Genomic DNA, 17,113 nt, shown 5'->3' with positions numbered 1-17,113 from the left:
GGCGCCATGAACGGGTCACCACGATTAAAGAGCGCCATGCTGTCGTTTGGGATTCTGGCCGGGCTGCTGCTGGTCTGGCAGGCGGCGACCATGCCGCAGAAAAGCGCGGCCACCGCGGTCGACCGCGAATACGCCGAACTCATGGGCGACACGGCGGCGGGGCGCGCGACGCCCAACGGCCTGCCGACTCCGGCGCAATTCGCAGGGATCGCCTGGCGTCAGCTCGGCGACCCGTTCTACGACCACGGGCCGAACGACAAGGGCATCGGCGTCCAGCTCGCGACCTCGCTCGGCCGCGTCGGGCTTGGATATCTCATCGCCGCGCTGGTCGCGATTCCGCTCGGTTTCCTGATCGGCGCGTCGCCCCTGCTGCACCGGGCGTTCGATCCGTTCATCCAGGTGTTGAAGCCGATCTCTCCGCTCGCATGGATGCCGATCGCGCTCTACACGATCAAGGATTCGACCACATCGGCGATCTTCGTGATCTTCATCTGCTCGCTGTGGCCGATGCTGATCAACACCGCCTTCGGCGTCGCCAGCGTGCGCAAGGACTGGCTGAACGTCGCGCGCACGCTCGAAGTCGGCCCGATGCGCAAGGCGCTTCTCGTCATGCTGCCCGCCGCCGCGCCGACCATCGTCACCGGCATGCGCATCTCGATGGGAATCGCCTGGCTCGTGATCGTCGCCGCCGAGATGCTGATCGGCGGCACCGGCATTGGCTATTTCGTCTGGAACCAGTGGAACAATCTTTCGCTGGGCAATGTCATCTTCGCCGTCCTCATGATCGGCGTGATCGGCATGATGCTCGACATGCTCTTCGCCGCAATTCAAAGGAAGGTGACCTATGCTGAATGATCCTCACACGCGTCATGCGCCCTTCCTGACCGTCGACGGGCTTTCGAAGCGCTATCGCCAGGACCAGCCGCCGGTGTTCGAGCATGTCGGCTTTCGCATCGAGCGCGGCGAATTCGTGTGCGTCATCGGCCATTCCGGCTGCGGCAAGAGCACGATCCTCAACATTATCGCCGGGCTCGACGCGCCGAGCGAGGGCGTCGCGACGATCAACGGACGCGAGATCACGGGGCCCGGCCTCGACAGGGGCGTGGTGTTCCAGAACCATTCGCTTCTGCCGTGGCTGACGGTCGAGCAGAACGTCGCTTTCGCCGTCCGCTCGAAATATCCGTCCTGGCCGCGCCGCAGGGTGTCAGAGCACGTCGCGCGATTCCTGGAAATGGTCGGCCTCGCGGGGGCGGCGCGCCGCAAGCCGCATGAGCTGTCGGGCGGAATGAAGCAGCGGGTCGGCATCGCGCGCGCCTTCTCGATCGAGCCGCAGATGCTGCTCATGGACGAGCCCTTCGGCGCCCTCGACGCCCTGACCCGCGGCGTCGTGCAGGACGAGCTTCTGAAGATCTGCGCGCAGACGCATCAGACCGTTCTCATGATCACCCATGACGTCGACGAGGCGATTCTTCTCGCCGACAAGATCATGCTGCTCAGCAACGGGCCCCGCGCGCGGCTCGCCGAGATCGTCGTCAACACGCTGCCGCGCGAGCGCGCCCGCGAGACGATGCATCACGATCCGCAGTTCTACCGGATCCGCAACCATCTCGTCGATTTTCTCGTGCGTCGCTCGAAGCTCGTGCAGGCGGCGGGCGGCGCGGGCGAGGGGCCGGAGACGGAGCCCGCGGTCGTGCGGCCGGGGCTCGAAAGCCGATCCCTCGACGAGGATGGGCCAAGGGACGCGCCGATCAGGATCGTCGCCTGACCCGCGCTTCGTTCACCCGGGCCAGGAGACGGCCATGTCGATCCTTGCATGCTTATACGGAACGGGCGTGGGCCTTGCGCTCAGCATGACCGGGGGCGGCGGCGTCATCGCCGTTCCCGCGCTCGTTCTCGGGCTCGGCTACAGTTTTCGCGAGGCCGCGCCGGTCGCCATGATCGCGGTCGGCGCGGGCGCGTCGCTCGGCCTCGTCGACGGGCTGCGCAGGGGGCTCGTGCGCTTCCGCGCGGGCGGCCTGATGGGCGCCGCCGGCATGATCTGCGCCCCGCTCGGACTGCGGCTCGCCGAGCGTGTCTCGACGACGTTGTTGACGGGGCTGTTCAGCGCGGCGCTGCTCTATACGGTCGCGCGCATGGCGCGCCAGGCGCTGGCGGCGCCGCAGACGCATCGGGCCGAGGCGCGCCCGCGCTGCGGGCTTGATCCGCAAACCGGGCGCTTCGTCTGGACGCCACGCTGCGTCTTCACGTTTTCGGCGATCGGCGGCCTTTCAGGCCTCGCGAGCGGCATGCTCGGCGTCGGCGGCGGATTTGTCGTCACCCCGAGCCTGCGACAGGTCAGCGAGCTTGGCGTTCACAGCGCGGTCGCGACCTCTCTTATGGTGATCGTCATGGTTTCGGCCAGCGCGGTCGCCGGTTACCTTGGTTCCGGCGGGGCGGTGGCGCCGTCCGCCTGGACGTTCGTCGCGGCGGTCGCCGTCGGCATGATCGGCGGCCGTTCGATCGCCGCGCGTTTGCCGGGCGCCGTCCTGCAGCTCATCTTCGCCGCCGTCGGCGCAGCCGCGGCGATCGCGCTTGTCGGCAAGACTGTCGCGGCGCTGCTGGCGTCCGGCTGAAATACCGAAGGACAGGACTTTGCAGCCTCTCGTGGAAAGCTTCTTCGATACGTCGACCTCGACGTTCAGCCATGTCGTCCACGCCGGCCGCGGGACGCCCTGCGCGATCGTCGATTCCGTGCTCGGCTTCGACCGCAAATCGGGCCGGACCGACACGCGCGGCGCCGACGCCATTCAGGCCTTCATGGAGGCCAATGCGCTTGAGGCGGTCTGGCATCTCGAAACGCACGCCCATGCCGACCATCTCTCCGCCGCCGCCTATCTGCAGGGGCGCGCGGGCGGAAAAATCGCGGCGGGCGAAGGCATCGTCGGCGTGCGCAGGACGTTCGAGAAAATCTACAACCTGCGCGCGGACGGCGAACGGCCGGAATTCGACCATGTGTTCGCCGATGGCGAAACCTTCGAGATCGGCGCGCTCAGCGCCCGCGCTTTGTCGCGGCCGGGACATACGCCGGCGGATCTCGCCTTCGAGATCGACGGGTCGGCGGTGTTTGTCGGCGACACGCTGTTTCAGCCGGACGTCGGCACGGCGCGCTGCGACTTCCCCGGCGGCGACGCGCGGGCGCTGTTCCATTCGATCCGCGCTTTGCTCGGCATGGGCGACGACGTGCGCCTCTACATGTGCCACGACTATCCCACGAACGGGCGCGCGCCGCGGCCTTTCTGCACGGTCGGCGAGCAGCGCAGGCTGAACATTCACATACGAGACGGAATCTGCCTCGACGACTTCGTCGCCCTCCGCGCCAGGCGCGACGCAGGGCTTGAAATGCCGGAGCTGCTGCTGCCGTCGATCCAGGTCAACATCCGCGCCGGGCGCCTGCCCGAGCCGGAGGACAATGGCGTCAGATATCTGAGACTGCCGCTCGACGCGCTCTGAAGGCGGCCGCGCCGCGGCCGTAATCCCAGAAGCGCGACGAGGCCGCCGAGGGCTTTAAGGGCAGGGCGATCGTCGAGGGGGAGGGCGCGAGAGGCCGGCCCATGGCTTCGCCTCTGCGACGCCGGCCTGACGCATGATGGTCGGAGTGGCGGGATTCGAACCCACGACCCCTAGTCCCCCAGACTCACGGTATACCCCCTAGCCTGCCATACTATGCCTCCTTATATCTTGAAAACACTGAGGTGATGACTCACTATGTCGTCGAACGCCCTCACATGTTTTCGCTTCCGGAGCGCCCCGGGAGCGCCGGGAGCGCCCCAGAATGCAAGCGAAGATCACCAAGCGACTGGTCGACGGGTTGCGACCCGGCCCCGCCGACGTCGTCATCCGTGACGTTGAGCTGCCCGGGTTCATTCTCCGCGTTCGCAAGACCGGCGGCATGTCCTATGCGGTCGAGTACAAGGCCGGGAAAGGCCGCGGCGCGCCGACGCGGCGCGTCACCATTGGCGCGGTCGGCAGGATCGCGCCGGAGGAGGCCCGGACCGAGGCGCGCAAGCTCTTCGCGCGCGTGACCCAAGGCGAAGACCCGGCGTCAGCGAAGGCGGAAGAGCGCCGAGCCCTGACGCTCGCGCAGGTCGCCGAGGCGTATTTGCGCGACCATGTCGACGCCAAACGCAAGGGTTCGACGGCGGCATGGGTCCGCGACGCCCTCGAGCGCATCGTCGTTCCCGTGCTCGGCAAAACGAGAGCGGGGAAGGTGACGCGTCAGGACGTCGCCCGGCTGCACTCCTCGATGAGTGATCGGCCAACGCAGGCGAACCGGACGCTATCGATCCTGTCGGCGCTCTATGGCTGGGCCGGCAAGCACGGCTACGTCGCCGAGGGCTTCAACCCCGCGCGCGGCGTCGAGAAGTTCCCCGAGAAGGCGCGCGAGCGGTTCCTGACCTCAGAGGAGTTCGGCCGCCTCGCCGACGCCCTGCGGCGGGCCGAGACAGTTGGGCTGCCATGGGAGGTCGACGAGGCGAAGGCGACGGCCAAGCACGCCCCCAAGGCGGAGAACCGGCTGCGGGGGCTCGACCCTTTCGCCGTCGCGGCGATCCGACTGCTGCTGCTCACCGGCGCGCGGCTGCGTGAGGTGCTGCACGCCCGCTGGGACTGGGTGGATTTCGAACGCGGTGTCCTGCGCCTGCCCGATAGCAAGACCGGGGCGAAGCCGGTCTATCTGTCAGCGGCGGCGCAGCGCCTGCTCGACAAGCTGCCGCAGCTCGACGGTAACCCGTTTCTGTTCCCCGGCGACAAGGAGGGCCAACCCCGCGCCGACCTGAAGAAGCCATGGGCCGCGGTGACGAAGGCGGCGAGGCTCGAGGGGCTGCGGGTCCACGACTTGCGGCACTCGTTCGCCAGCGTCGGCGCGGGCGGCGGCTTGGGGCTGCCGATCATCGGCAAACTGCTCGGGCACAAGCAGCCCTCGACGACGGCGCGCTATGCGCACCTCGACGCTGATCCGATGCGCCGGGCGGTCGACGCTATCGGGGCGACCATCGCCGCGGCGATGGACGAAAACGCCGGCGCGGACGTCGTGCCGCTGCGGAGGGCGAAGGGATGACCAAGACAAGGCCAGCGCCTCCGGAGTGGTTTACCAAGAAGGACTACAGCTATCTGCAGTCGCGCGACGCTCGCGGGTGGTTCCAAGAACTCGAACGGTGCGCGCATCTGGTCGAGGAGGCTCGCCGGAGGGAGGCCGGCGAGCCATCTTTCGCACAAGAATGGGGGGACATTCTGGGCGAAGAGATTGCGGCCGGCATGATCCCCGGCGGCATTCTTGGGCCGCCTGCGGTTCAGTTTCTCGATGCGTGCGGCGTCGTCGCCCTGCACGAGATAGAGCGGCCTGCGGCCCTGTGCCTTATCAACCTGCGCGCACCTGACGCCGTCATCATGGAGGAGCTTGCCCTAGGACTCGCCGCCGCGCGCGCGCAGCAAGCGATCGATGACCCCGTGAAGAAGCCCGGGAATAAGAAGCAGTTGCCTAGGTCGAATGCCCGCATCGGCGCAGTTGAGTTCGCCCGCTGGCGGACACACCGCATCGTCGAGTTGGCGGAGCTGCTCGAATGGAGGTCGAGGGACGCGCCCAAGCTGCCATTCGCCGTCATTGCACACTGGCTGTTCGATACGCGCGACGAAAAAGGCAAACTCATTCACACCGCGCGAGCGACATTGGATCGAGCGCTCGGCCTGTTGCCGACCCTCTCGGCGCAAATCGCCGAATTGCACATTGCGGCCCCGCCATCTGACGACGAAAATCCCCCCAAATGAGCACTGCTGTTTGTCGGTAACGCCAGAGCGCCCAAACGAGCCAACACTTGCCCCACAACGTCGCTGCTGAGGTCTCCGTGGTCGCCGACCCGCCTCCGCGGCGCATCGTGGAGGCACTATGGCCGCGGTTATTTCTCCTTCACTTAAGCAGACGGTCGAGGCGACTTCGCCCTACATGACGACGCCCTGGGCGGCGGCCTATGTTGGACTGAGCGTCGGCGCGCTCGAACGGTACCGCACGCATGGCGGCGGCCCGGCCTTCTGCCGAGTTGGCCCGAAGCGCATCGTCTACAGGAAATCGGATCTGGATGCTTGGGTTGAGCGCGGACGCCACGCCTCGACCTCTGTTCAGCTCGAACCGGCGGAGGGTCGCTGATGACCCGCAGGACAAGCGACGAATTCGAGCGCGCGTTCGCCTTCGGACCCTCACCTCACAGGGTCGTACGCGCACCTCGCAGGACAGGAGAGGTCGCGCAGCGCGGGCGGCGCGTAGGGTCGCTTTTCACGTCCCGCGCCAATCCCTTGATGAGGATTGAGCTGCGACCCCTTCAAGACCTTCGTCGCGAAGACAACGCCGACGCGGTCGAGATCACCATCGACACTGGTGTCGGCGGCGGCGGCGGCCAGCCGCTGCTTGTAGACGGGCGCGAGCGCGAAAAGCTGAGCTTTACAGTAGTCGGAAACTGGGAGCTTCAGGCTCTTCTCGACGGCTTCGAGCAGGTCGCCAAAGACCTGCGCTGCTATCGCAAGGCGACAAGGGCCGAACGGAAGCGCTGACCGAAACAAAAGGGCGGCCAACGCCAGCATGCGCGACCGCCCAAATCAGGAACTACTTCGATGAGATATGACTACACCACGCCGCCCGGCGTGTCGAGCGACGCGCGCCCTGCCGACGGCGAGATCGAAGCAAACCATGCGGCTGCGCTCGACTGGCGCGCCAAAGGCTACAACGTCGTGCCTCAGAAGAGCGCGACCGAGAAGCGCCCTGCCGTGAAATGGAAAGAACTGCAAGGCCGGCGCGCCACCGACGACGAGCTTCGCCGATGGAAGCCGATGTTCGCCGGCGGCGTCGGATTCATCACCGGCGAAATCAGTGGCAGTGTCGTTGTCGAGACGGACGGCCCCGAAGGCGAAGCGCTGTTGCGTGAGTTCGAGCGGCTGTGCGGTCCATTGCCGCCGACGCGCCGCGTTCGATCGGGATCCGGTCGCGGCGTCCACCACCATTTCCGCCACCCCGGCGCGGGCGAGCACATCAGGACCGTCGCGAACCCGCTGATCAAGGTCGACGTGAAGGGCGACGGCGGCTTTTGCGTGCTGCCGCCGAGCCTGCACAAGTCGGGCGGGCGCTATGAGCTGCTCGACGACCGCGAGCCCGCGCAGCTGCCGCCCGGCCTCCTCGAGTTCATCGCTGCGAAGGCCGCTGAAGCGAAGGGGGCGGCGAAAGCGACGGAAGGCCGCGCCGAGCCGCCGCCGGGACCCGCCGGCGCAACCATGCCCAAGCGCGACGCAGGCAAATGGGGCGCGCCGGTCGCATCTCTGCCGCCCTACGCCCCGGCAGAGGTCGAGCGGCTCAGGTCGGCGCTCATGTTTCTTCTCGAGGCCGGCTTGCTTCAGATGAGCGACCGCGACGACTGGCTGCGCCTGGGCATGGCCTTGCATCACCTCCGCAGAGCCGGTGGCTGGCCGGAAGACGGGTGCCGCGGCGTGTGGGACGCCCTGTCGGAGCTTGCGCCTGAGAAGTTCGACCCGCAGGATCAGGACAAGACATGGGCCAGTTTCGATCGGGAGAACTGCGGCCGGCCAGTGACGGTGTTGTCGCTCTACAAGCAGGCGCTCGATGCAGGCTGGGAATGGACACCAAGCCCGGAGATCGTCGCTACGACCGTTGCCGCGCCGCCTGCCGCTTGCGAGGGGTTGGGAGGAAACGGGACTACCCAGCCTGCTCCGAGCAGCTACGAAACGACCGTCGCCACCCTCGCCCAGTTGCCGCCCCATGATTACGACCATCTGCGGTCGGCTATGGCAGAGCAACTTGGCGTCCGGCTGTCGACGCTGGATCGGGACGTCAACGCAGCTCGGCCGGCGAAGAACAAGACGCTGCAGGGCGGGGAGCTGGTGCTCCATGAGCCGGAGCCTTGGGACGAAGCCGTCGACGTCGGCAAATTGCTCGACGAAATGGTTGCGGAGATCAGGCGATATGTAGCGCTCACGCCAGAGCAGGCGCAGGCCGTCGCGCTGTGGGTGCTGGCGTCATATGTGTTCGAGGCGTTCGACATCTTCCCGCGGCTGCGCATCAAAGCGCCGACCAAAGAGTGCGGGAAGTCGACCCTCAAAGCGGTGATTGAGTCGATGACGAAGCGCCCGCTCACTGCGGACGATGTGAGCGCCGCAGCCCTCTTCCGCATCATTGAGGCGAAGCGCCCGACGCTGCTGGTCGACGAGACGGACACGATTGGCAAAGAGAATGAAGACCTCCGACGCGTCGTGAACTCGGGTTTCGAGCGCAGCGGCCGCGTCGTGCGCACCGCCGGAGAAGAGTTCGAACCTCGGACTTTCTCGACCTATAGCCCGCTGGTGCTGATCGGTATTGGCGACCTCCATCGCACAATCGAAAGCCGCTCGATCGTCATCACAATGGAGCGCAAGGCGAAGGCCGACAAGGTCGATCGCTTTCGCCGCGCGAAGGCCGATCGTCTCCGGGGGCTCGGCGAGAAAGCCGCGCGCTTCGCCGCCGACCACGGAGAGGAATTGAAAGACCCGGATCCCGACCTGCCCGAAGAGCTGAGCGACCGCGCTCAGGACTGCTGGCGGCCGCTGATCGCCGTTGCCGATGTCGCCGGCTCACCATGGGGCGAGCGGGCGCGCACCGCGGCTCTTGTGCTGTCCGGCAAGAAGGCCACGGAGCCCGACGAATCGCTAGCGGTGATGATGCTGTCGGACGTCCGCGACATGTTCGAACAGCTGGAGGAGGATCCAGCGCTCTTTTCCCGGATCGATATGCGCCGGCGTGGCCTCGAGGCCACGCCGCTGCTGTCTAAACAGAAGGAAACCGATCGCGCCCGCAGCATCGATGTCGCGCTCTATTTGAACTCGCTGGTCGACCGCCCATGGCCCGGCTGGAACAGAGGTCGCGGGGTCTCACCGGTCGACGTCGCCCGAAAGCTGAAAGGGTTCGGTGCCCACACCAGCAAAAAAATTCGCATCGCCGATGAGTCAGTGCGCGGCTACGACAGAGCCGACTTTGCTCGACCGTTCGAGCGTTACCTCTGAGACGCGTGCGCGCATTAGGAGAAGGGGGCGTCGAGGTGGAACACTGGAACAATGTAATAATATCAAAAGGTTAAATTCATTTTTGGGGTGGAACAGGAAGGGCCTTGTTCCACCTGAAAAATACGTCTAACTATCTGAAATCAAACGACTGTTCCAGTGTTCCACGTAGAAACCCGGAACCCCAGATGCGCGCGCGAAACGCACGCGAAAAACGCGGTCGAGCAGGCCGCGCAGACGGGCGGTGCAAAATTCAAACGAAAGAACGGAGCGAGAACATTGAAACCGATCATCCATGAAGAGTTCAAAGAGCCGCGCGCGCTCGCGGCGGGCGTTCGCCGTGGCCAACCCCCGCTCGAAATCTGGACGCCGACGCGGATCATCACTGTTCGACCGGGCAAGGAGGTGCTGGTCGAGCTCGACCGCGTTCTCGATGGATGGACTGGCCGCGAGGTTCGGGCGTGCGTACGACCGCGTTCGGCGATCGTGTGAACTTTCAGAGAAGTATGCCCAGAGCGGCGATCCAAAGCTGGGCGCAATCCATTGATTTTATGTGTATTCTCCTCGCCAAACATGACGTTTCGAGAAGAGGAAGGCAGGCAATGGCTTCCCCGCGTCGCTGTCGGGCCCGGCTGAGACATAAGGCCGGCCGCTGCAGGAACTGGCCAGTTCCTGGCAAGGCCCGCTGCCGCTTCCACGGCGGCCTCTGCACCGGCCCCCGCTATACGTCGCCAGAGAAGATCGCCGAGCGCGCCAAGAAGATGGCCGCGGGGCGCGACGCCCATTTTGCCCGCCTGCACGCCGCCGGCCTCAAACATTGCGGCGGCCGACCGCCCGCGAACGAGTCGCCCGACGCACGTCGGCGGCGGCTCGAGGCGAAGCTCTTGCGACGCGAGGTGAAGCTGATCCGCCTGAAGGAAGAGAAGATCGAACGCGCATGGGTTGAGGCGGCCGAGAAGACCAAGGCGATGCGGGAGGAAGAATCGCACGAGCCGTCATTCGAAGAGCTGCAGGCTGATTTCGAGCGACGAAGGAGGGAGGCGCTTGCGAGGCTGCGACGATATTAACTTGCACGCCTGCGGCCGCACGCTACGGTAGCAAATGACAGCCGAAGCGAGGAGGCGGCCATGAAGGCAACCTTTGCGTCGTCGAGTCTCATTCTTTTCGCAGCGCCTGCCTTGGCTGCAGCGTGCTTCGATCCCCACGATGCGGCCAACCATATCAGCGAGCGAGGCTGCGTGTGCGGCGTCGTGCTATCCTCTCACTATGCGGCGACAGCACGATCGCAGCCGACCTACCTGAACTTCGACAGCCGTTATCCGAACGAGATCTTTATGGCCGTGATCTTCGGAGCCGATCGACCGAAATTTGGCCAGCCCGAGCGGCTCCTTCTCGGTAAGCGGATATGCGTCGAAGGGGAGATCCGGCTTTATAGGTCGAAGCCCGAGATCATCGTGACCGACCCTCGACAATTCACGCCAGCCCGACACGACGAAGTCGATCAACAAGGGACGACCGCCGCCGTGCCCTCCGGTAAGCCGCCAGCGCCCCATTGCGATGACGACACAATACAGTCGGTTTCAGATGATGGCGGCGTTTTGGTCATGGCCTCAGGGCGCGTCTATCAGGTCGAACCGCCGACACAGCGGATACGGCGCTGTGGCTCGCGCCCGACGACGTATTGGTCTGTGGCGATCTGATGATTAACAAGGATGAGGACGGCGAGAAGGCCTCGGTTACGCTGCTTCGGTAGAGCCGGAAAAGTTCAATTTGAAATTAGCTCGCGATTTTTGAGCGACCTCCGAAAAAATCTCACCGCGCGGCCCCGGCGGGGCTTTCTCCCAAATAGGTCAACGCTCGGCAAACGAAGCACGCTCGGTCGCCGGTATCGTCGAGCTGACATGAAGGGCGCAGTAAGTGCGTCGCCCGGCCGCGTCCTGTGGCGTGTCGGCCACCGGCTGATTGCAGAGAAGATGGCGACCGTCGGCCGTCGGCCGTCTCGCGAATCGGCCATTTGTGGCTGTCGTCGGCAAGGTCCTTCAGGAAGGCAAACGGGCGACGTCGTCCGCGACGCTGGAGCAATGGCTAACGAAACGCCGCCGACGACGGCATATGTCAATTTGCCGCCTTGAGGAGCCCCGGGAGCGCCCCAACTATTTCTAGCCTTTTGAGCCGCCGTATAAATCTTTGATTTGATTGGTCGGAGTGAGAGGATTCGAACCTCCGACCCCTAGTCCCCCAGACTAGTGCGCTAACCGGGCTGCGCTACACTCCGACTGCGGCGTCTTATAGAGAAAGCGTTCAGGGCGCGCAACGCTTCATGACGCTTTCCGCTATCGATTGGCGTAGGCCGTGATCTCGACCCTTTTGAGCAGCGCGGCCGGGGTCGCCACAAGCTCGAAATCGCGCAGCCCCACGCCCTGGGGCGAGCGCGCGACGAGATTGAAATTGTTGGGATCGGCGATGAAGCGCGCCGCTTCCGAGCCGATCAGCCGCAGCGGCGGCGCATTGCCCATGAGCGCGGGAAGAATGAGGCTCGCCTGCGTCATCGCCGACTGGCGCGCCTCGTCGACGCTGGTCTTCTGGCGCTCGGCCTGCGCGGCGAGCGCCTTGTCGACGACGCCCTCGTTGACGAAGGTGACGTCGAGCGTCTTGAGCACCACGTTGCGGGCGGCCGACGACGCCTTTTCCTGATCGGGAGAGGCGAGCGCGGCGGAGACGCCGCCAAGCAGGGCCGAAAGCTTGAGCTGGCCGATGTGCGCGCCCTCGAGCGAAAAATCGCTGATCGCCAGTTCGCGCGGACCGCTGCGCCAGCTTGCGCTGAAGCGTCCCGACAGATCGAGCCTGTCATAGCCGAGCGAGGCCAGCGCCGGCAAAGCCGAAGCGCCGAGCGGCGCGTCAAGCCCGTCGAGCGTGACGTCGAGCTTCGCGCCGGCCTCGCCGGAAAGCTCCGCGTTGCGCACGTCGACGCCGCGGATGGAAAGAACCTGCCGCTCGCCGTCGGCGCTCTTGCACCCGACGCCCGACAGAACGAACCTCGCGAAGACAGGGCTGGCGAGCGCCGCGTCCGACGCAAAGGCGCCTTTCTGGAGCAACGCCGCGAGATCGACGCCCTCAAGGCGCGCCGAGGCGACCGAGACGTCGCCCGTCTCGCGCGCGAACACGACCGAGCGCGCCGACAGCGCTGCGACGCGCAGATTGTCGAAGGACGACATCGACACGCTGGCGGCGGTCGTGACCAGGGGCGTGTCGCCGGAGCGCAGAGTCAGGGCTGGATTGTCGATTTCGACATTTTCGATTCTGTGGGCGCCGAGCCAGCGCATGGCGTCCGCCTGCGCGGCCTTTTCGCGCGCCTCGGGCGTCGCGTCCTGCGGCGGCGCCGGCGCGGCCGGGCCGGGCGGCGCGCCCCACGCCGCGCCGACGGCGATCTTTTCGGCGTCGAAGCCGATCGTCGCCGCTTCAAAGTGAACGCCTTCGACGGACAGGTCGCGGTAGAGCGGCGCCTTCGGCTCCTCCGTCTTGTCGCTTGCAGCGATTCGCGCCAGAAGAACAAGGTCGACGTCCTTGGCGCTCATGCGTCCATAGGCGCCGCGCGCTTCGCCCTGGACCGGGTTGGAGAGGATAAAGCTCGCGCCTTCGGCCGAAACCTCGCGCGCCTTGCCCCCGCCGACGCCGGTCAGAACGACGTCGCGATAGGTGAAGCGCTGCGTCGCGCCGCCGGCCTGGGTCTCGACGTCGAGCTCGGGAATCACGACCGTCTCGGCGGAAAGGCGCGCGAACTTCTCGGGCGCCGATCCTGAGGCGTCAAACAGCGTCTCAAGCTCCGCGCCCGTCGTCGATCCGCCATGCGTTTCGACGCGCTTGAAGCGGAGCGTCGTCGAGCCGAGGACGAGCTTGACGTTATCGACGCTCGCCCCGCCCGTCTGGGCCGCCGCCTCCGACATGAGGAAATCTGGCGCGGGGACGAAGCCCGTGGCCGAACCAAGCGCGGCGGCCGCGAGCGCGACGACAAGAAAAGCGTAATTCATTGACGGCCCTGAACTCCCGAGACGGCAGGAAACGACCGGGCGCGCGGCGCGGCCGTCAACTGAGCATAGGGGCGAAGTTCAAGGCGCGCGAGCGGGATCGCGACAATGTGCGAGCAAGGCTTCGCCGGACCGCGAATCCGGGGACGGACGCGCGCGGGCGGACGCCTTCAGACGCCGGAACGCAAGACCTCAGACCGCGAAGCTCGAGCCGCAGCCGCAGGAGGCCGTGGCGGCGGGATTCTCGATCTTGAACATGCGGCCCATCAGATTGTTGATGAAATCGATGCGGCATCCCTGCAAGAACTCCAGCGAGACCGGATCGATCATCACCGTCGCGCCGTCGCGCGCGAGGATGAGATCGTCGTCCGCCCTTTCTGTTTCGATCTTGTAGGTGTAAGTGAAGCCGGAGCAGCCGCCGCCGTCGACGCCGATGCGCAGGAACGACCCTTCCGGCTCGGTCTTGAGAATCTCCGAAATACGCTTGACCGCATTGTCCGTCATTTCGACAGGAGCAACCGGCGCCTCGATAGCGGCTTCGCTCATGGTTCGCCTCGAATTGTCTTGGGTGTCGGCCGCGCGCCCTGGACCGCAGGCCGCGCTTGGTTCGCCGTTGAGGAAAGAAGATAGGTCGCGCCGTCCGCGACCGCAACAAACTTGAGCGCTGGACCCGCCCCATGCCGCAGCCGATGACGCCCGCGGCGCCGTTTCCGCCGGCGCGCGCGCCCCAAGCGGCGAACCCCGCGCTGAGCCGCGGCCGCATTTTCGCGGAGCCGGATTCGCCCTCGCGCACGCCGTTCCAGCGCGACCGCGACCGCGTCATCCATTCGGCCGCATTCCGTCGTCTGGCGCACAAGACGCAGGTCTTCATTCCGCATGAAGGCGACCATTACCGCACGCGCCTGACCCATTCGATCGAAGTCGGGCAGATTTCGCGCGCCCTGGCCCGCGCGCTCGGCCTCGACGAGGATCTCGCCGAAGCCGTCGCTCTCGCCCATGACCTCGGCCATACGCCGTTCGGCCATGCCGGCGAGGAGGCGCTCGACGCGAAGATGACGCCTTATGGAGGCTTCGACCATAACGCCCAGACGCTGCGCATCGTCGCCAAACTCGAGCGACGATATGCCGCGTTTGACGGACTGAATCTGAGCTACGAAACGCTCGAAGGCCTTGTGAAGCACAATGGGCCGCTGCTGACCGCAAACGGCGCGCCGACGCGGCGCCACGCGAAGCGCGGCGTTCCCGGCGCGATCCTCGAGTTCGACGCGGGCTTTGCGCTCGATCTTCAGACCTGCGCCGGGCTCGAGGCGCAGGCCGCCGCGCTCGCCGACGACATCGCCTATGACGCGCATGACATCGACGACGGGCTGCGCGCGGGTCTGCTCGCGCTTGACGCCGTGCGCGCCGCGCCGTTCCTGCGCGACCTTGGCCGCGAGATCGAGGCGCTGCATCCGCGGCTTGAGCCGGCGCGTTTCATTCATGAGCTCACGCGCCGGCTCATCACCCGTTTCATCGAGGACGCCATCGCCGAAAGCCGTCGGCGGATCGAGGCCTCGGGGGTTGCGAGCTTCGACGAGGCGCGCCGCTGGGGCGCGCCGCTCGTCGGATTTTCTCCGGCGATGGAGGCGGCCGAGCGCGAGATCAAGCGTTTCCTCATGAAAAGCCTTTATCGCAGCCCGCCGCTGATGCGTGACCGCGAAAGGGCGGGCGTGATCGTCGCCGGCCTGTTCGAGCATTTTTTTGCGCGTTCCGAGGCCCTGCCGCCGGAATGGGCGAAAGCGGCGGCGGCCGCCGGCGCCGACGCGGCGCGGCGCGCGCGCGTCGTCTGCGATTATATCGCCGGCATGACGGACCGCTACGCGACGATCGAGCATGGCCGGATTTTTGACGAAGCGCCAAACTTGCTATAGAGCGCGAAGCGCTTGACCTTTCTGCCGTTCTTGTCGCCGAAGCGGACGTCGCGCGGCGCTCCGCCAGGCTGGCGGATGAAGAATTAAGCTTTGTTGGCGGAAGAAGTCGCGTCCAGGCAAGCCGCGCGGACGGCCGAGCGAGGCGATCCGCGCCAAAACATTCGCAAAGTTGACGAACGATGAATATTTACGCCGATTTCCGTCAGCGCGTCGCGGCGATCCTGTCCGCGATCATGGCCTCCGGACGCCTGCCGGCCGATCTTGATCTTGCGCGCTTCGTCGTCGAGCCGCCGCGCGACGCCTCGCATGGCGACCTCGCCTGCAACGCCGCCATGGTCTACGCCAGGGAGGCCAGGGCGAACTTCTCCAATCCGCGCCAGCTTGCGACCGAGATCGCCTTCGCGCTCGCCGAAGACAAGGACGTCGCGACGGCCGAGGTCGCCGGCCCCGGCTTCGTCAACATCACGCTGAAGCCCGACGTGTTCGGCCGCGTGCTGCGCGCGGCGCTCGACCTCGGGGCCGAATACGGCCGGGGCGCGCGCAAGGCCGGCGCGCCGAACGTCAACGTCGAATATGTGTCGGCCAATCCAACCGGGCCGATGCATGTGGGGCATGGCCGCGGCGCCGTGTTCGGCGACGCGCTCGCCAGTCTGCTCGACTTCGCCGGCGAGGCGGTGACGCGCGAATACTACGTCAACGACGCCGGCGCGCAGGTGGACGTGCTCGCGCGCTCGGCCTATCTCCGCTACCTCGAAGCGCTCGGCGACGACATCGGCGAGATTCCCGAGGGGCTTTATCCGGGCGACTATCTGAAATCCGTCGGCGAGGCGCTCGCCGAGGCGCATGGCGACGCGCTGCGGGCCATGCCCGACACGGAATGGCTGCCGCTCGTGCGCGACGCCGCCGTCGACGCGATGATGGCCATGATCCGCGAGGACCTGAAGGCGCTCGCCGTCCGCCACGACGCGTTCTTCTCGGAGCGCTCGTTGACCTCCGGCGCGGCGGGCGACGAGGTCGCCGCCGCCATCGCGACGCTGCGCGCGGCGGGCCTCGTCTATGAAGGCCGCCTGCCGCCTCCCAAGGGCCAGCTCCCCGACGACTGGGAGGACCGCGAGCAGACGCTGTTCCGGTCGACCGCCTTCGGCGACGACGTCGACCGGCCGCTGCTGAAGTCCGACGGAAGCTATACCTATTTCGCCTCCGACATCGCCTATCATAAATCCAAGATCGACCGTGGCTTCGGCCTCCTGATCGACGTCTGGGGCGCGGATCATGGCGGTTATGTCCCGCGCATGCAGGCCGCCGTCACGGCGCTGTCGGACGGAAAAGCGACGCTCGACGTCAAGCTGTGCCAGCTTGTCAGGCTTCTGCGCGCCGGCGAGCCGGTGAAGATGTCGAAGCGCTCGGGCGATTTCGTCACGCTGCGCGAGGTCGTCGACGAGGTGGGGCGCGACGCCGTGCGCTTCATGATGCTGTTTCGCAAGAACGACGCGACGCTCGACTTCGACCTCGCCAGGGTGATCGAGCAGTCCAAGGAAAACCCTGTCTTCTATGTTCAATACGCGCACGCCCGCGCGAAGTCGGTGCTGCGGCAGGCGCATGTCTCCATTGCGGCGCCAAAGCTCACCACGCGCGCCTTCGAGCAGGCGGATTTCAGCCTGCTCGACGACGCGGGCGAGCTCGAGCTGATCAAGCTTGTGGCGCAGTTTCCCCGGGTCGTCGAAGCGGCGGCGGCGGCGCATGAGCCGCATCGGCTCGCCTTTTATTTGCATGATCTGGCGTCGGGCCTGCATGCCCAATGGACGCGGGGCAAAGACAAGCCGCAATTACGATTTCTTAATGAAGAAATGCCAAATCTAACCAACGCAAGGCTGGCTCTTGCGAAGGTATTGGCCAATGTTTTGGCTGCGGGCCTCGGCGTTCTTGGCGTGAACGCGCCAGATGAAATGCGTTAGAATGACCGGTCCCGGTCGCTTCAACGGCCAGATGGCCACGCGTGACTGTCGGTTGAAAGTCGAGCCGGCGCGCGCGTCGGCCGGTGGTCGAGCATAGTTTGAGCGCAGGACGCCGAAGCGCGCCTTTCTTCAGCCTGGCGTCAGGCGGATCTTC

Annotated in this window: 16 protein-coding genes and 1 tRNA gene; 14 read left to right on the top strand and 3 right to left on the bottom strand. The window is 66.1% G+C overall.

The window, feature by feature from the left end; genetic code table 11:
* Window positions 1-6: 6 nt before the first annotated feature.
* From ntrB to ACILRB_RS02415, 12 genes are all read left to right on the top strand, one after another.
* Complete coding sequence (gene ntrB, locus ACILRB_RS02470) at window positions 7-855, top strand: nitrate ABC transporter permease (RefSeq protein ID WP_395664717.1); 849 nt, start codon at window positions 7-9, stop codon at window positions 853-855.
* Window positions 845-1,765, top strand: coding sequence for an ABC transporter ATP-binding protein (locus ACILRB_RS02465; protein ID WP_395664716.1), 921 nt, complete (start codon window positions 845-847; stop codon window positions 1,763-1,765). The genes ntrB and ACILRB_RS02465 overlap by 11 nt, the downstream gene beginning before the upstream one ends.
* Window positions 1,766-1,799: 34 nt before the next feature.
* Window positions 1,800-2,612, top strand: coding sequence for a sulfite exporter TauE/SafE family protein (locus ACILRB_RS02460; protein WP_395664715.1), 813 nt, complete (start codon window positions 1,800-1,802; stop codon window positions 2,610-2,612).
* Window positions 2,613-2,631: 19 nt separating this feature from the next.
* Complete coding sequence (locus ACILRB_RS02455) at window positions 2,632-3,489, top strand: MBL fold metallo-hydrolase (protein ID WP_395664714.1); 858 nt, start codon at window positions 2,632-2,634, stop codon at window positions 3,487-3,489.
* Window positions 3,490-3,811: 322 nt separating this feature from the next.
* Window positions 3,812-5,095, top strand: coding sequence for a tyrosine-type recombinase/integrase (locus ACILRB_RS02450; protein ID WP_395664713.1), 1,284 nt, complete (start codon window positions 3,812-3,814; stop codon window positions 5,093-5,095).
* Window positions 5,092-5,802: a hypothetical protein gene (locus tag ACILRB_RS02445; RefSeq protein ID WP_395664712.1), complete on the top strand. Its 711-nt coding sequence runs from the start codon at window positions 5,092-5,094 to the stop codon at window positions 5,800-5,802. The genes ACILRB_RS02450 and ACILRB_RS02445 overlap by 4 nt, the downstream gene beginning before the upstream one ends.
* Window positions 5,803-5,920: 118 nt before the next feature.
* Window positions 5,921-6,178 (top strand): helix-turn-helix transcriptional regulator, encoded by a 258-nt coding sequence (locus ACILRB_RS02440; protein ID WP_395664711.1) that lies wholly within the window; start codon window positions 5,921-5,923, stop codon window positions 6,176-6,178.
* Window positions 6,179-6,327: 149 nt separating this feature from the next.
* A complete protein-coding gene (locus ACILRB_RS02435) occupies window positions 6,328-6,579 on the top strand; it encodes a hypothetical protein (RefSeq protein ID WP_395664710.1) in 252 nt (83 codons plus the stop codon).
* Between the two features lie 60 nt (window positions 6,580-6,639).
* Complete coding sequence (locus ACILRB_RS02430; RefSeq protein ID WP_395664709.1) at window positions 6,640-9,072, top strand: DUF3631 domain-containing protein; 2,433 nt, start codon at window positions 6,640-6,642, stop codon at window positions 9,070-9,072.
* Between the two features lie 156 nt (window positions 9,073-9,228).
* Window positions 9,229-9,561: a hypothetical protein gene (locus ACILRB_RS02425; RefSeq protein WP_395664708.1), complete on the top strand. Its 333-nt coding sequence runs from the start codon at window positions 9,229-9,231 to the stop codon at window positions 9,559-9,561.
* Between the two features lie 110 nt (window positions 9,562-9,671).
* The gene (locus ACILRB_RS02420) at window positions 9,672-10,136 is read left to right on the top strand and encodes an HGGxSTG domain-containing protein (protein ID WP_395664707.1); all 465 of its coding nucleotides are present in this window, start codon (window positions 9,672-9,674) and stop codon (window positions 10,134-10,136) included.
* 60 nt (window positions 10,137-10,196) lie between these two features.
* Window positions 10,197-10,769 (top strand): hypothetical protein, encoded by a 573-nt coding sequence (locus ACILRB_RS02415; protein WP_395664706.1) that lies wholly within the window; start codon window positions 10,197-10,199, stop codon window positions 10,767-10,769.
* Window positions 10,770-11,266: 497 nt separating this feature from the next.
* On the opposite strand, the gene ACILRB_RS02410 is transcribed toward ACILRB_RS02415, so the two are convergent.
* The 3 genes from ACILRB_RS02410 to ACILRB_RS02400 form a co-directional block, all read right to left on the bottom strand.
* Window positions 11,267-11,344, bottom strand: a tRNA-Pro gene (locus ACILRB_RS02410).
* A 58-nt stretch (window positions 11,345-11,402) separates the two neighbouring features.
* The gene (locus ACILRB_RS02405; RefSeq protein WP_395664705.1) at window positions 11,403-13,097 is read right to left on the bottom strand and encodes a hypothetical protein; all 1,695 of its coding nucleotides are present in this window, start codon (window positions 13,095-13,097) and stop codon (window positions 11,403-11,405) included.
* Window positions 13,098-13,286: 189 nt separating this feature from the next.
* Window positions 13,287-13,640: a HesB/IscA family protein gene (locus ACILRB_RS02400; RefSeq protein WP_395664704.1), complete on the bottom strand. Its 354-nt coding sequence runs from the start codon at window positions 13,638-13,640 to the stop codon at window positions 13,287-13,289.
* Window positions 13,641-13,771: 131 nt separating this feature from the next.
* On the opposite strand from ACILRB_RS02400, the gene ACILRB_RS02395 reads away from it, so the two are divergent.
* Window positions 13,772-15,004: a deoxyguanosinetriphosphate triphosphohydrolase gene (locus ACILRB_RS02395; protein ID WP_395664703.1), complete on the top strand. Its 1,233-nt coding sequence runs from the start codon at window positions 13,772-13,774 to the stop codon at window positions 15,002-15,004.
* A gap of 179 nt (window positions 15,005-15,183) precedes the next feature.
* Window positions 15,184-16,959: an arginine--tRNA ligase gene (gene argS, locus ACILRB_RS02390; RefSeq protein WP_395664702.1), complete on the top strand. Its 1,776-nt coding sequence runs from the start codon at window positions 15,184-15,186 to the stop codon at window positions 16,957-16,959.
* Window positions 16,960-17,113: the final 154 nt, after the last annotated feature.

This window comes from Methylocella sp. (genome assembly GCF_044226135.1).
GTDB lineage: Bacteria > Pseudomonadota > Alphaproteobacteria > Rhizobiales > Beijerinckiaceae > Methylocapsa.
This window is presented reverse-complemented; position numbering and strand designations above follow the sequence as displayed.

Coding starts and splice junctions, on each gene's coding strand:
- ntrB (WP_395664717.1), top strand. CDS start 7: ATGAACGGGTCACCACGATTAAAGAGCGCCATGCTGTCGTTTGGGATT.
- ACILRB_RS02465 (WP_395664716.1), top strand. CDS start 845: ATGCTGAATGATCCTCACACGCGTCATGCGCCCTTCCTGACCGTCGAC.
- ACILRB_RS02460 (WP_395664715.1), top strand. CDS start 1,800: ATGTCGATCCTTGCATGCTTATACGGAACGGGCGTGGGCCTTGCGCTC.
- ACILRB_RS02450 (WP_395664713.1), top strand. CDS start 3,812: ATGCAAGCGAAGATCACCAAGCGACTGGTCGACGGGTTGCGACCCGGC.
- ACILRB_RS02445 (WP_395664712.1), top strand. CDS start 5,092: ATGACCAAGACAAGGCCAGCGCCTCCGGAGTGGTTTACCAAGAAGGAC.
- ACILRB_RS02440 (WP_395664711.1), top strand. CDS start 5,921: ATGGCCGCGGTTATTTCTCCTTCACTTAAGCAGACGGTCGAGGCGACT.
- ACILRB_RS02435 (WP_395664710.1), top strand. CDS start 6,328: ATGAGGATTGAGCTGCGACCCCTTCAAGACCTTCGTCGCGAAGACAAC.
- ACILRB_RS02430 (WP_395664709.1), top strand. CDS start 6,640: ATGAGATATGACTACACCACGCCGCCCGGCGTGTCGAGCGACGCGCGC.
- ACILRB_RS02420 (WP_395664707.1), top strand. CDS start 9,672: ATGGCTTCCCCGCGTCGCTGTCGGGCCCGGCTGAGACATAAGGCCGGC.
- ACILRB_RS02415 (WP_395664706.1), top strand. CDS start 10,197: ATGAAGGCAACCTTTGCGTCGTCGAGTCTCATTCTTTTCGCAGCGCCT.
- ACILRB_RS02405 (WP_395664705.1), bottom strand. CDS start 13,097: ATGAATTACGCTTTTCTTGTCGTCGCGCTCGCGGCCGCCGCGCTTGGT.
- ACILRB_RS02400 (WP_395664704.1), bottom strand. CDS start 13,640: ATGAGCGAAGCCGCTATCGAGGCGCCGGTTGCTCCTGTCGAAATGACG.
- ACILRB_RS02395 (WP_395664703.1), top strand. CDS start 13,772: ATGCCGCAGCCGATGACGCCCGCGGCGCCGTTTCCGCCGGCGCGCGCG.
- argS (WP_395664702.1), top strand. CDS start 15,184: ATGAATATTTACGCCGATTTCCGTCAGCGCGTCGCGGCGATCCTGTCC.